We start from the raw sequence: 14,105 nt of genomic DNA, 5'->3' as shown, positions 1-14,105 counted from the left end.
AAGGGCGCGGTCAGACTCGCTGCCGCGCCCTTTTTCTTCCTTGGAAAACGGCCGCCTCTAGGCCGGCTTGAACCTGAGCAGCGTCAAATCCTCATCGACCGGCTCGAAGACCGCGACCACCTTCTGGCCGACGTCCAGCTTCTGATCGCCTGCGCCGACGAGGCTGGCAGTGATGCGCGGCCCCTCCTCCAACTCGACCTGCACGACATTGTAGGGAATGTCCTCGGCAAAGGCCGGGAACCAGGCCTTGTGGACGACGACCCATGTCGTGACGACGCCACGTCCCGAGACCTCGCGCCAGTCGAGCCGGTCGGAAAAGCAATGCGGGCAGACAGGTCCGGGAGGCAGATGCGGCTTGCCGCAATCCTCGCAGAAGGGCAGCATCATCTTGTGCTGCTTGAAGCCGTCCCAGAGCGGCTGATGGTCGGGCGTGATGCGTGGCCGCGGCTTGGCGGTGATGCCTTGATGGAAACTCATTGTCGGTCCTCCTCAAGCCGCCGTCAGGATTACGGAATCGCCCCAGACGGTGCCCCATTGCAGGACGTCGGCGTTCGGGATCTGCCGGGGACCCGCGGTGCCGCGAATCTGCCGCGTCATTTCTCGGATATGGTTCCAGCCGGCGACATGCGCCTCCGACAGCAACCCGCCATTCGTGTTTACCGGCAGCCTGCCGCCCGGCCCGATGCCATTGTTCTGGACGAAATCGAGCGCCTCGCCCTCGCCGCAATAGCCGTAACGCTCGAGCACGAACAGGACGAGCGGCGAGAAGGCATCGTAGGTGTAGACGCCCTTGACGTCCTTCTGCGTAACCCCGGCCTTGTCGAACACTTCGGTATCGATGGGGCGCGAGCGCACATGCGTCACCGGCTGCTGGCCGATGCCAAGACCGGGTGGCGCGAAGATGAATTCGTCGCGGCTGGAGCGAATGCCCTGCATGCCGGCGACGACCACCGGCTTCTGCTTCAGGTCCCTGGCGCGCTCCTTCGTCGTCACCAGCGTGACGATGGCGCCATCCGTCATCAGGCAGCAGTCGAACAGATGCAGCGGATCGACCACCATGCGTGAAGACTGGTGCTTCTCCAACGTCAGCTCTTCCTTCATGACCGAATCCGGATTGAGCAGCGCGTGCTGGCGAATCTGGATCGGCACGGCGGCGAGCTTCTCGCTGGTGCCGCCATAGAGCTTCATGTAGCGCTGCATGGACAGGGCCGCGCCGCCCGACGGAGAGGTCAGCCCGTAAGTCGGGGACTCGCCATGGGTGCCGCCGCCCTCGCGATAGCCTTCCATGTCGCCCGGACCGCCGAGAATATCGCGCTCGCGGGTGAAGCTGATGGCGGTGACGCAGGCGACCACATTGGCGAGGCCGGCCGACACGGCAAGCGCCGCATGCTGAAGCGTGTTGGTGACGAAGCGGCCATGCGTCCAGGCCTGGTTCACGTAGCGGATGTTGAGCCCGAGGCCGTCGGCCACCTGGTCGTAGTCGAGGCCGAGCGGCCAGCCCATATGCATGGAAAGGCCGTCAATGTCCTCGCGCTCGAGGCCGGAATCGTCCAGCGCCTGTTTCAGCGCCTTGGCCGCCAGCCTGAGCTGCGTATCCGGCAGGAAACGCCCGAATTCAGACGCACCGACGCCGACAATGGCTGCGTTTATGTTCACCCTGTTCTCCTCACGCTCCGGGCTGCAGGACGATGCGCCCCGCCGCCGCGCCAGCCTCGACCAGTTCATGCGCCCGGCGCGCCTCGGACAGAGGCAGCAATTGATCGACCACCGGCTTGATGCCGCCGCGCGAGACGATCTCCAGGCATTGTTCGAGCTGCCTCCGCGTCGTCGAGGTCGCCGACAGCATCGAAATGTTCTTCAGGAAAAGCTGCGCCGGATTGAACGGCACGAAATCGCCGTTGAGCTGGCCGATCAGGATCCAGCGTCCGCGCACGGCGAGCGATTTGCGGATCGGCTGGAACAGCAGCGAGCCGACATTGTCGACCACCACATCGACGCCGCGCCCGCCGGTCAGCTTGCGCACCTCGCCGGAGAAATCGGCTCCGCGCTCGTGCACGACCACTTCGTGCGCACCGAGTTCACGCAGCCGTTCGGCCTTCTTCGGCGAGGTTGTCTGCGCGATGACGCGCGCGCCCTGCAGCCTGGCGAACTGGATCGAATGCATGCCAAGTCCGCCGCCGGAGCCGGTAACCAGCACGGTCTCGCCGGCAGACACGCGGCCGACCTCGCGCATGGCGTTGACGATGGTGCCGATGGTGCAGGCGACGATCGCCGCCTCGTGCAACGGCACGTTGTCCGGCACATGGGCGACATTGTCGTCCTCGACGCCGACGAACTCGGCATAGCCGCCGACCAGTCCATAATCGCCGAGGAACTTGCGATCCTCACACAGTGGCTCGTAGCCCGTGCGGCAATGCTGGCAGGAACCGCAGATATGGTAGCGCTGCGTCGTCGTCACGCGGTCTCCGGGCCGGAACTTGCCGACGCGGCTGCCGACATCGACCACCGTTCCCGCGATCTCATGGCCGAGGATCAGCGGCATCTTCACGCCGGCCTTGAGCGTGCCGTTGCGGGTGACGATGTCGTGGAAACAGACGCCGCAGCTATCCACCTTGATGATAACGTCCTGCGGCTGCGCCACGGGATCGGGCACGATCTGCGGCGTCAGAACCTCGACGCCGCCGGGCTGTTCGACAACCATGGCTTTCATGATCTTGCCTCCGCGCTACGAAATTTGAGAAGCGTGAGATCGTTGTCCACCGGCTCGAACACGGCACGCACCCGTGTGCCCACCGCCAGTGCATCCTTGGCCTCGCCTTCGGCCGGGTTGGAGAAGAAGCGCACGCCGCTGTCGAGCTTCACCTGGAGCACGGTATAGGGCATTTCGGGCACGAAGCCGGGGAAGTAGGCCTTGTGGAAGACGCAGAAGCTTTCCACCTCGCCTTCGCCCGCTACCGCTTCCCATTGGAATTCAGGGCTGTGGCAATGCGGGCAGTAACGGCTCGCCGGGAAACGGTGCCTCCCGCAATTCTCGCAACGCTGGACGCGGATTTCCCCCTCGCGCAGCCCGTCCCAGAACGGTTTTTCCGGGCCGTCCAGCTTCGGACGCGGCTTTTCGGGCACTGTTGTATCGATCGGCGTCATGACGCATCCCTCGAATAGACGATGGAGGAGCAGACGGGTGCGGCGGCGCTATAATGGACGTTGGCCGCATCATGCACCTGGCGATCTCCGCACTCGCCACGAAGCTGGCACACTGCCTCGACGTTGAGCGCCCAGCCCTGCATGTAGCTTTCCGACAAATGCCCGCCGGAGGTGTTGGTGGGATATTTCGCGCCAAGCGCCAGATGGCCTTCGGCGACGAAGGGACCGCTCTCGCCCTCGCCGCAATAGCCGCAGCCTTCCAGCGAGAACATCACCGTAGGGGTGAAATTGTCGTAGATCATCAGCGCCGACATGTCCTCGCGCGACAGCCCGGCCTCGCCGAAGCTGCGGTCGGCGACCTTTTTCATCGCGCCGCGCCAGAAATCGTCGGGCGGGAACATCGAGTCGGCGAACACCGTCTGCAGCGCCGCGCCGCGCAGATAGACAGGCGGCTTGGCGTGGTCATTGGCGCGCTCCGCCGAGGTGATGATGAGCGCCACGCCGCCATCGTTGATCAGGCAATAATCCAGCAGCCGCAGCGGATCGCAGATCATGCGCGCGTTGAGATAAGTGTCGAGATCGAAGGGCTGGCGCATCACCGCCTGCGGGTTGAGCGCGGCGTGATTGCGGAATGTCATCGATATCTGGGCGATCTGCTCTGGCGTGGTGCCATAGAGGCCCATATGCCGCCGCATCATCAGCGCGTGGAAGGCGCCGGGCGACGTCATGCCATAGGGGAACCACAGCCCGTTGGCGCCCGATCCATAACTGTCCTCCGGGCCACCATAGGCTGCGCCGGCGGAGCGTCCATTGTTGCCATAGACCAGCGCCACGGTCTTGCAGCGACCGCTGGCGACCAGATTGATCGCGGTTTCAATGCAGATGGCGGCAAAGCGCCCGTGGCCAGGCGTGATGGTGACGAACTGCGGATCGATGCCGGCAATCTCGCAGAAGCGCTGATAGTCGGGAATGCGGTTGATGACGATGCCGTCGATGTCGCCGAAACCGAGACCGGCATCCGCCAGTGCATCCGACAGAGCCCACATGCCGAGATCATAGGCGTCATATTCGGGAAGCCGGCCATAGGCCGTGGTCCCGACGCCGACAACCGCCGCCTGCGCTTTAGCCATGTGTTTGTTTCCTCACCTGAAGTCGTTGTCTTTTCAGACCGGGCAAGAGTGGGGGATTTCGTCACCGCCGCATAGACCCGCCAAGGGCTGGACGAAGGTGCAATGCTAGCAGGAACTTCTGCCAAAATATTGATTTCAATCAGTTATCCCTGAATAACAGAACTACCCAGCCCACAGGAATAGCTGTTATTCGAAGCACTTTCCGTCGCGTGTCTCGACCGCGCGCGAAGAGGTGTCCAATAGTAGTCTGCGAATAGCGGAGGACTTCGATGCCGAATTACGCCGACTGGATCGGAAAAAGCGAGACGGTGGACGATGTCGCAACCGAACTGGTCGCAGCGCGCATGGCCGGGCTGCTCGACCGTCCCCGTCCCGCCGCCGGCGATGCGTGGCCGCCAGCATGGATATGGGCGTTGTTCTGGCCGGCCATGCGTCATGACGAAGCCGGACCGGATGGACACTCGGCACGCGGGAAATTTCTGCCGCCGATCCACCTGCCGCGCCGCATGTGGGCTGGCTCCACGGTTACTATCGACATGCCGCTGACTGTCGGCGAAGCCGCCCGGCGCACGTCCACCATCGCCGACATCGCCGAAAAGACTGGACGCAGCGGAGAGCTGGTTTTTCTGACCGTCGATCACCTGATCGAGGGCGCCAATGGTGGACGGATGCGCGAGAGCCAGCGCATTGCCTACCGGGAAGCCGCCTCGGCGACGCCCCCCCAAGCCGCGCCGGAACGGCGCGCCACCGCCGACATCGGCTTCGAGCCGCAATGGCGGCGCACAATCACGCCGGACCCGGTGCTGCTGTTCCAGTATTCCGCCGTGACCTACAACACCCACCGCATCCACTACGACCATCCCTATGCGACGGGCGTCGAGGGGTATCCGGGGTTGATCGTGCACGGCCCGCTGACGGCGACGCTTCTGATGGATCTGCTCGCAGCCAGCCTGCCCGGCCGGCAGGTTGCGGAGTTCAAGGTGACCGCGATGCGGCCGCTCTACGCGGTGGCGCCGTTCGAAATCGTTGGCGGAGCGGAAGGCAACGCCTTCCAGCTCGCGGCCATCGATCACGCCAACGAAATCGCGATGCGGATCGAGGGGATACTGGTCTAGGCAAGCCGCCTAGACCGCTTTTTCAGCCTTAAGCGCCTCAATCGCCTCGTCGTCATAACCGAGCGATTTCAACACTTCGTCGGTGTGCTCGCCGAGAACCGGCGGATGGCGGGTGATCTGGCCCGGCGTTTCGGAAAACTTCACCGGAAAACCGATCTGCGGCACCCTGCCCTCGACCGGATGGTCGACATGCAGCAGCATTTCGCGCGCCACCATCTGCGGGTCGCTGAAGGCTTCGGCGAAGGAATTGATCGGGCCGGCCGGCAGGTCGTGCTCCCACAGGAATTTGACCCATTCGTCGCGCGGCTTGCCGGCGAAGATGTCGCCGAGCACGGCCTTGGCCTTTTCCATTTCCGCGCGGGCGGGAAACGGATCTTCCGGCAGGTCGTCGCGGCCCAGCGCCTTGCGCAGCCGCTGCCAGAAATGGTCCTCGATGATGCCGAGCGTCAGGTACTTGCCGTCGGCGCAACGATAGATGTTGTAGGGCATGGAACCCCCGGCGATGCGGTGCTCGCCGCCCGTCGGCTCCTCGCCGGCCAGCAGATAGTTCGAGGCGTGCGAATGCATGAAATGCATCGAGCCATCCGTCATCGAGACATCGACGAACTGCCCGACGCCGCTCTTCTGCCGCGCCATCAGAGCCGCGAGTATGCCGAACACCGCCATCATCGAGCCGCCGCCTATATCGGCGATGAGCGGGCCGGGAACCTGCGGCCCGATGCCCGGACGCGATGTGAGCTGCAGCATGCCGGTGATGCCGAGGTAATTCATGTCATGGCCGGGCACGTCGCGGTACGGTCCGTCCTGGCCATATCCCGATATAGAGCAGTAGATAAGGCCTGGGTTGAGCGCTTTCAGCGCCTCGTAGCCGAGGCCGAGTCGGTCGGCGACGCCGGGTCGGAAGCCTTCGACCACTACGTCGCTTTCGGCGACGAGCTTGCGCACGATTTGCTTGCCGGCCTCGCTCTTGAGATCGACGGTGATCGAGCGCTTGTTGCGGTTGCCGACGAGGAAGAAGCCGGAATCCTGCTTGCCCATCGGCGGAAAGGCGCGCGTATAGTCGCCCACCACCGGCTGCTCGACCTTGATGACATCCGCACCAAGGTCGCCCAGCATCTGCGTCGCCAGCCCGCCGGGCAAAAGCCGGCTGAGCTCGATAATGCGGATGCCGCCGAGTGCGGTCTTGTCCTGCCCGGCCGTTTTCCCCGTAGCGCCTTTGCCGTTCATGCCCTACCCGCCAGTCTGGTGATTTCGCTCGCAGCTCCGTCTGCGGAGAGCGCATCGACAGCGGCCAGAATTTCAGCCGCACTTTCCTTGTCGAAAGCCTGCGTCGCGGTTTCGAGGAAGCGGGTGCGAACGCCTTGACGATCGACCGGGCGGATATCGTCCCGCCTTTCGCCGATCTGCGAGCCATCCTTGAGCACGACCGTCACCTCCGCACCCTGCTTTGCCGGGAACACTCGCTCGAATTGCGGATCGATGGAGAGTTTCGTTGCCTTGGCGAGGCGCAGCACCTCCGCTGAATCGACTTTCGCATAATTGGATTCCGCCACCACGCCATTCACCAGCGTCGCCGCAACGGAATACTGGATGCTCATCTTGGCTTCAAGAATCCCGTCGAAGGGCCCTTCCTGATCGCAACCCGGATAGCGGATCGCCGAGGTGAAGCTGCCGACCCGCACTTCCGCTATATCCTGCGTCTTTACCCCGGATTTTGCCACCGCAAGGGCCGCCTGGCACGGCGTCTGCACATAGTTGCAGGCCGGCGCCGGCTTCCAGTAGACGGACATGATCTCATACTTTCCGTCGGCGAGAGGGACTATAGCATCCGCCTTGTCGCGCCGGTCGAAGGCGGCGAACAGCCCTGCCCGCCCGTCAATCGCCGTAGGGGATGCGAAGGCGCCGGCCTTGGCCAGCAGCACCGCCGTCACGGCATTGCGCGCGGCAAAGCCGGCATGGAAGAACACCTCGGTGCCGCCGACCCACGGCCATTCGTTGACGCCGCCGGCGCAGTTCGCGGCGAAACCGATTGCGGCAATCGTCTGCTCCCGGCTCAGGCCGAGCAGCCGCGCACCGGCCGCCGCCGCGCCAATCGCACCGACCGTGCCGGTCGGCCTGATTTTTGCCGCCAGATCGGCGTCGAACAAAGCGCGTCCGACCCGCGCGCCAACCTCATAGCCGACGACGCCAGCTGCGAGGAAATCCTCGCCCCGGGCAGCGCCGGTCAGATCAGCCAGCGCCAGCAGCGTCGGCCAGACAACGACGCCGAGATGGCAGCAGCTGGCGACATGCATGTCCTCGCGCACCAGGCCGTGGCCGAGCGTGCCGTTGGCGAAGGCGGCGTCCGGCGCGCCAACCCGAAGGCCGGCACCAATCACCGCTGCCGGGCCGGCGGGGCCGATGGCGGCGTATTCCGTCACCTGCTTGCCCCAGGGCAGCGACCGGGCTTCGAGCGCGCAGGCCAGGTAGTCGGTCAGGCAGCCTTGCGCCTTCTCGATCACCTCGCGCGGCAGTCGGGCCGCATCTGCTGCGACGGCGAAATCGGCCAACCGTTCCGCCGCGTTTGTCTGTGCGGCGCTCACTTTACGTTGCGTGGAAGCCATAGGACGATCTCCGGAAAGAGCCAAAGGATAAAGATGCCGAGCAGCAGCAGGAACACGAAGGGGAGCGACGCCCAACTGACCTCCGACAGCGTGGCGCCCGGCATCAGCCCCCGTATCGTGTAGAGGTTGAGGCCAACGGGCGGCGTAATAAGGCCGATCTCCAGCAGCAGCACCAGCACGATGCCGAACCAGACCGGGTCGTAGCCGACCGCCGTGATGATCGGGAACACGACGCCGAGGATCAACACCATCATCGAGATGGCGTCGATGAACATGCCAAGGAACAGGCACAGGATGACGATCGCCAGCAGCACGCCTGCGGGCGGGAGGCCGAGGTCACCGATGATGCCGACCACGGCGCGGGTCGACCCCCAGCCGAACAGGGCGAAGGCGAAGACATGCGCCGACAGGATGACAAAGGTCAGCATCGCGGTGAAGCGGACCGTCGAGATCAGCGATTCGCGGAAGATCGCCCAGGAGAACTGGCCGAACACCGCGGCGATTATGATGGCGCCGGCGACGCCCAGCGATGCGACTTCGGTCGGTGTCGCCCAGCCGCGATAGATACCGAGGATGATGACGGCGATCAAAACGCCGATCGGAAAGATATGGCCCAGCGAGCGTAGCCGCTCGCTCGCGGAAATCGCCTGGCGCGTTTCGCGCTGCTTGCTGCGCTGGTCGAACATCGAGGCAACGACGACGTAGAGGAAGAACAGCACCGTCATCATCACGCCGGGCAACACTCCGCCCATGAACAGCTGGCCGACCGAGGTTTCGGTGATCGCGCCATAGATGATCATCGGGATGGAGGGTGGGATCAGGATGCCGAGCGTGCCGCCGGCCGTCAGCGTTCCGGCGACGAGCGAACGCTTGTAGCCCAGCCGCAGCAGATCGGGGATTGCGGTGGTGGCGATGGTCGCAGCGGTAGCGACGCTCGATCCGGAGACGGCCGAGAATACGGCGGAAGCGCCGATGTTGGAATGCAGCAGGCCGCCGGGCAGCCAGCGTACCCACAGCGACATGGCGCGGTAGAACTTCACCGCCACCTGGCTGCGCTGGATGATCTCACCCATCAAAAGGAACATCGGCACGGCCACCAGCGTCACGCTGTTGGCGTTGTTCCAAACGGCATAGGCGGCGCCGCGCAGCAGCATCGGGTCCTTGGCGATGATCCAGATCAGGCCGGACAGGCCGAGCGACACCGCGATCGGCAGGCCGACGAACAGGAAAACGATGAGGGTGGCGAAAATCGCCGTCAGCACGATCATTGGATATGTTCCTTCGCCTCGTCGGAATGCGGGCGCGGCGGCTGCGGCGAAACCAGCTGAAGGACCAGCCGAAGCAGCATCATGGCGGTGCCGAAGACGAGGATTGCCTGCGGAATGAAGACTGGCGTCCGGGTCACGCCTTCCGAGCGGACGCCATCGACATAGGAGTCTCGGGTCAGCGCGTAGAGCAGGTAGATGAGGATGGCGGCATAGATCGCGGAAAACAGCGGCGCGATGAAATGCTCGATGAAGCGCCGCATCTTCGGGCCCATCATCAGCACGACGAAATCGGCGGTGATGTGCTCGTTGAGGCGCGTTACCTCAGGCAGCGCCAGGAACACCATGATGGCCATCAGGAAGCCGGTGACCTCGGACGAGAAGACGACGCTGCCGCCAAACAGGCGGGCAGTGATCTCGGCCAGCTGCAAGACGAGAATGGCCAGACCACAAAGGCAGGCGAGGAAGAAAAGGGCGCGGTCTATCGCGCGCAAGGCATCGGGTTTGCGATCCATGAAACTGCTCCTTCGACATGGAGGGAAGGACGCCCACTTTCAGGGCGTCCTCCATTCGATCAGAGCCGCTCGGGAGCGCCGAGCGCGGTGAGCACATCATTGATCAGCGGCTTGCCGACTTCGGGTCCAACCCGATTGACCCATGCCGGCCAGACGGCCTCCTGGGCAACCTTGCGCAGCGCCGTGTAATCCTCGGGCTTGGCGTAGGTGATGGTGAAGCCGTAGTCCTTCTTGAGCTGCTCGTGCAGCTTGGTCTCATTGTCGACCATGAAGGCGAGGATTTCGTCGGTCGCCTTGTTGACCTCCTCGGTGAGGATCTTCTGCACGTCCGGCGGCAGCTTGTCGTATTCCCGCTGCGAAACCAGGATCAGGCTGATCGTCAGCTTGAAGTTGGTGATGTAGCCGGCCTTGAGCACCTCGCCCCACTTGATGCCGGTCATCGAGGTCGACGCTGTGACGACGCCGTCCAGCGCACCACGCTGCAGGGCGGCGTAGACGTCCGGCGCGGTCATCGACACAGGCGTCGCGCCGATGGCGGTGGTGAAGTCGATACCCTCGGCGGAGTACTCGCGGATTTTCAGGCCCTTGAAGCCGGCCGGTCCGTCGATCGCCTTGTTTAGCCAATGGTTCTGCGGCGGCCAGTAGAAGCGGGACAGGCGTACGGCCTTGTGCCGGTCGAGAATGCCCTGCAACTCGGCGGCGACGCTTGGGCTCTGCCAAGCCTTGTCGAGCGCCGGAATCTGGTCCGCCGGCTTCATGGCGGCAGTGGGCAGGAACGGCAGTTCTGGCGCCGACAGCAGCGGATACGTGCTGGTGGAGTATCCGACCAGCCATTCAGTCATCTCGCCAAGACCGTCGCGCATCAGCTTCTCGGCCTCGGCGCCCTTGTAGGGCGTCTCGCCGAAATAGACGAGGTCGATCTTGAGCTTGTCGCCGGAGCGTTTCTGGATTTCCTTGAAATGCTTGTCGAGTATCTGGGAGTACGGATGACCCAGCGGCGACACCGAATAATAGCGCCACTCGAATTCGGCGGCCGAGGCGGACGCGGCGAACATTGTGAACCCGGTAGCGGCGAGGCCGCCGATGGCAAGGCCGCGAAACGCAGCCCAGGGTTCGCGCAGAATTGCCCTCAGATCTATCATTTTTTTGCTCCTCCAAGCTCCGGCAAGGCGCCGGATCGTCAAATGCGTCGATGCATTTTCAACGGGAGGGATCATTCGGGCCTTTGGACCTGGATGGGAGTCCATGCCTCGGCATAACAGGTTTCAGCTTCTTGAGCGTCGCCTTTAGTACAGCCCTAGGCAATGATCGAAGCAAGCCAATCGATCCCAAGAAGCGTGAAGACTGATGCCCATGCACCCTTTCCAATACTGCCGCGATGACTGCCGTTCATCGGTGACAGGCTGATATGTACAAGCTGCTTTCCGGGTTGCGTATCGTCGAGGGCGCGGCGTTCGTGGCCGCCCCTTCCTGCGCCCTCCATTGCGCGCAGATGGGCGCGGAAGTCATCCGCTTCGACATGATCGGCGGCGGACCGGATTATCACCGTTGGCCGCGATCACCCAACGGGCCGAGCTTCTATTGGGAAGGCCTCAACAAGGGCAAGAAGTCCATCGCCATCGACCTGTCGCGGTCCGAAGGCCGCGAGCTGGCCGTATCAATCGCGACGGCGCCGGGCGAAGGCGCTGGCCTTTTCGTCACCAACTATCCGGTCTCCGGTTTCCTGTCGCACGAGAACCTGGCCAAACATCGCTCAGACATCATCACGGTGCGGATTATGGGCTGGGCCGACGGCAGCTCGGCCGTCGATTATACCGTCAACAGCGCCATCGGCATTCCGTCGATGACGGGACCGGAATCGATGGGCGATGTGCCGGTAAACCATGTGCTGCCGGCCTGGGACCTCGCTACCGGAACCTACGCCGCCTTCGCCCTGCTGGCCGCCGAACGCAATCGCCGCATGACCGGCAAGGGCGAGGAAGTCCGGGTGCCGTTGGGCGATGTCGCCGCGACGTCGCTCGGCCATCTCGGTCAGGTTGCGGAGGTCTTCGTCTCCGGCGAGGATCGCCCGCGCATGGGCAACGACCTGTTCGGCGCGCTGGGCCGCGACTTTCGCACCAGGGACAACCGCCGCGTGATGATCGTGGCGCTGACGAAGCGGCACTGGAGCGACCTGGTCAAGGCGCTCGGCCTGCGCGAGGAAATCACGGCGATCGAGGCGGAACTCGGCGTCGATCTCGCCTCCGACGAGGGGCTGCGCTTCGAGCATCGCGACAGGCTGAACCCGCTCCTGATAGCTGCCATCGAAGCCCGCACATTGGCCGAACTCGAACGCGCGTTCGAAGGAACAGGCGTCTGCTGGGGTCCGTACAACACATTGAAGGAAGCCATCGCGGCCGGCGAGCCCTTCGGAACCGATGGCCGGCTGTTCGACATGGTCGAGCATCCGAGCCGCAACCGCTATCCGACGCCCGGCGCCGCTGCCACGCTGCCGTCGCAGACACGGCTGCCGCCCGTGCCGAGCGGCGGCCTCGGCGCCAATACGGACGAAGTGCTGGCCGTTGTGCTGGGCCTGTCCGCAGCCGAGATCGGCAAATTGCATGACGCTGGAATCGTCGCCGGTCCCGCACCGGCCGGCGCCTGATGGGAATTGAGAACACCATGACCGCACCGCTCAAGAAGACCGTTTCGCCGGAAGAGGATCTGGTCACCTCGGCCCGGCGCGCCGCCGCGGCGAGCGAAGCCTATCTGCTGGCGGTGCGCCGCGCGGTCGAGCCGCTGGTTATGAAGAATGGTAAATTCGACGGCGACCTGGGTGACGTATACCAGCGCGCCGTGCATGGCCTCGCCTGGACGGCGACGACGGTGAAGGCAATCGTCGCCACCGCCGCCTGGGCGGCGCGGCTGCAGGAGCGCGGACGCTTCAGGCGCGGCGAGCAGCTGATCGTGCAGATCGGCTTCGCGGAATATCTGGGGCAATTGATCGGCGGCGTGCCGATGAGCCAGAACGAATATATCCGGCCCTCCGAAATCGGCGTCGGCAAGGCGGCTGAGACCATGCGGCAGGCGGTTTCGGAATTCGTCGATCACACCGACCTCGCCGGCCTGCGCCGCGAACTGATCGAATATGTCCGCGCCGGCGGCGAGATCGACGAGACCTTGGAAGACGATACGCTCGACCTGATCCGCGACCAGTTCCGGCGCTTCGCCAATACGCATATCGCGCCGCACGCCCATCGCTGGCACCTCGCCGACAGCCTGATCCCGATCGAAGTGGTGGACAAGCTGGCCGAACTCGGCGTGTTCGGCATCTGCATCGATCCCGAACATGGCGGTCTCGGCATGGGCAAGCTGGCCATGTGCGTCACCACCGAGGAGTTAAGCCGGGGCTGGATTGCGGCTGGATCGCTTGGCACGCGCTCGGAGATCGCCGGCGAGCTTGTCTCCATCGGCGGAACGCAGGCGCAGAAGAAGCACTGGCTGCCGCGCATCGCGTCGGGCGAAGTGATGCCGACCGCCGTCTTCACCGAACCCGACACAGGCTCCGACCTCGGCAGCCTGCGGACGCGCGCCGACAAGGCGCCGGACGGTTCCTGGCGCATCAACGGCAACAAGACCTGGATCACCCATGGCGGCCGCTCCGACCTGATGACCGTGCTCGCCCGCACCGATGCGACCTCGCCCGGGTACAGCGGCCTCAGCCTTTTCCTCGCGCCGAAAATCCGCGGCTCGGAAGCCGATCCGTTCCCCTCTCCGGGCATGAGCGGTTCCGACATCGAAGTGCTCGGCTATCGCGGCATGCGCGAATACGAGATAGCCTTCCAGGACTTCGAGGTCCCGGCCGATGGGTTGCTCGGCGGCGTCGAAGGCCAAGGCTTCAAGCACCTCATGCAGACCTTCGAAGGCGCCCGCATCCAGACCGCCGCGCGCTCCATCGGCGTTGCCCGCAACGCCTATGAGCTCGGCCTGCGCTATGCCGAGGACCGCAAGCAGTTCGGCCGCAAGCTGGCGGAATTTCCGCGCGTTTCCGACAAGCTGGCGATGATGCTGGTCGAAATCGTCATGGCGCGCGAGCTGACCTATTTCGCGGCGCGCGAAAAGGACAAGGGCCGGCGCTGCGACATCGAAGCCGGCATGGCCAAGCTGCTTGCCGCGCGCGTCGCCTGGTCCAATGCCGATACGAGCCTGCAGATCCACGGCGGCATCGGCTATGCTCTGGAGACGGAAATCAGCCGCGTATTGTGCGACGCCCGCATCCTCAACATCTTCGAGGGCGCCGCCGAAATCCAGGCGCAGGTCATCGGCCGCGGCCTGCTCTCGCGGCAGAACTGAC

General features: G+C 64.3%; 13 protein-coding genes. 3 read left to right on the top strand and 10 right to left on the bottom strand.

The genetic code is table 11. The annotated features are described in order from the left end of the window. Positions 1-57: 57 nt before the first annotated feature. The 5 genes from J2X35_RS04455 to J2X35_RS04435 are packed head-to-tail and all read right to left on the bottom strand — an operon-like array spanning position 58 to position 4,274. Positions 58-477 carry a Zn-ribbon domain-containing OB-fold protein gene (locus tag J2X35_RS04455; RefSeq protein ID WP_056109183.1) on the bottom strand — a complete coding sequence of 140 codons (420 nt, stop codon included), beginning with the start codon at positions 475-477 and terminating at the stop codon, positions 58-60. A gap of 12 nt (positions 478-489) precedes the next feature. After that, entirely contained in the window at positions 490-1,656 is a 1,167-nt protein-coding gene (locus J2X35_RS04450; RefSeq protein ID WP_310181784.1) for a thiolase C-terminal domain-containing protein, read from the bottom strand. Positions 1,657-1,666: 10 nt separating this feature from the next. Beyond that, positions 1,667-2,710 carry an alcohol dehydrogenase catalytic domain-containing protein gene (locus tag J2X35_RS04445; RefSeq protein ID WP_056109182.1) on the bottom strand — a complete coding sequence of 348 codons (1,044 nt, stop codon included), beginning with the start codon at positions 2,708-2,710 and terminating at the stop codon, positions 1,667-1,669. Then, a complete protein-coding gene (locus J2X35_RS04440; RefSeq protein WP_056109175.1) occupies positions 2,707-3,144 on the bottom strand; it encodes a Zn-ribbon domain-containing OB-fold protein in 438 nt (145 codons plus the stop codon). The genes J2X35_RS04445 and J2X35_RS04440 overlap by 4 nt, the downstream gene beginning before the upstream one ends. Further along, positions 3,141-4,274 carry a thiolase family protein gene (locus J2X35_RS04435; protein ID WP_310181779.1) on the bottom strand — a complete coding sequence of 378 codons (1,134 nt, stop codon included), beginning with the start codon at positions 4,272-4,274 and terminating at the stop codon, positions 3,141-3,143. Before J2X35_RS04435 ends, J2X35_RS04440 begins: the two co-directional genes overlap by 4 nt. A gap of 269 nt (positions 4,275-4,543) precedes the next feature. Here J2X35_RS04435 and J2X35_RS04430 point away from each other — a divergent pair, with 269 nt between their 5' ends. Then, a complete protein-coding gene (locus J2X35_RS04430; protein WP_310181776.1) occupies positions 4,544-5,389 on the top strand; it encodes a MaoC family dehydratase N-terminal domain-containing protein in 846 nt (281 codons plus the stop codon). Positions 5,390-5,398: 9 nt separating this feature from the next. Here the strand turns inward: J2X35_RS04430 and J2X35_RS04425 are convergent, their stop codons facing one another. From J2X35_RS04425 to J2X35_RS04405, 5 genes are read right to left on the bottom strand one after another with little or no spacing between them, the layout of a single operon-like run. Beyond that, a complete protein-coding gene (locus J2X35_RS04425) occupies positions 5,399-6,616 on the bottom strand; it encodes a CaiB/BaiF CoA-transferase family protein (protein WP_310181774.1) in 1,218 nt (405 codons plus the stop codon). After that, positions 6,613-7,992, bottom strand: coding sequence for an MmgE/PrpD family protein (locus J2X35_RS04420; RefSeq protein WP_310181773.1), 1,380 nt, complete (start codon positions 7,990-7,992; stop codon positions 6,613-6,615). The genes J2X35_RS04425 and J2X35_RS04420 overlap by 4 nt, the downstream gene beginning before the upstream one ends. Beyond that, positions 7,968-9,260, bottom strand: a complete 1,293-nt coding sequence (locus J2X35_RS04415) for a TRAP transporter large permease subunit (protein ID WP_310181770.1) — start codon at positions 9,258-9,260, stop codon at positions 7,968-7,970. The genes J2X35_RS04420 and J2X35_RS04415 overlap by 25 nt, the downstream gene beginning before the upstream one ends. After that, positions 9,257-9,772, bottom strand: coding sequence for a TRAP transporter small permease (locus J2X35_RS04410; RefSeq protein ID WP_310181768.1), 516 nt, complete (start codon positions 9,770-9,772; stop codon positions 9,257-9,259). Before J2X35_RS04410 ends, J2X35_RS04415 begins: the two co-directional genes overlap by 4 nt. Before the next feature lie 59 nt (positions 9,773-9,831). Further along, entirely contained in the window at positions 9,832-10,914 is a 1,083-nt protein-coding gene (locus J2X35_RS04405; protein WP_310181766.1) for a TRAP transporter substrate-binding protein DctP, read from the bottom strand. Positions 10,915-11,180: 266 nt separating this feature from the next. Between J2X35_RS04405 and J2X35_RS04400 the strand changes: the two genes are divergently transcribed. Together J2X35_RS04400 and J2X35_RS04395 are read left to right on the top strand one after the other, a co-directional pair. Then, complete coding sequence (locus J2X35_RS04400) at positions 11,181-12,416, top strand: CoA transferase (RefSeq protein WP_310181764.1); 1,236 nt, start codon at positions 11,181-11,183, stop codon at positions 12,414-12,416. Between the two features lie 17 nt (positions 12,417-12,433). Then, on the top strand, positions 12,434-14,104 hold the full coding sequence (locus tag J2X35_RS04395) for an acyl-CoA dehydrogenase family protein (protein WP_310181760.1): 1,671 nt from the start codon (positions 12,434-12,436) through the stop codon (positions 14,102-14,104). Position 14,105 lies beyond the last annotated feature (1 nt).

This window comes from Mesorhizobium sp. BE184, from assembly GCF_031457045.1.
Classification (GTDB): Bacteria; Pseudomonadota; Alphaproteobacteria; order Rhizobiales; family Rhizobiaceae; genus Mesorhizobium.
This window is presented reverse-complemented; position numbering and strand designations above follow the sequence as displayed.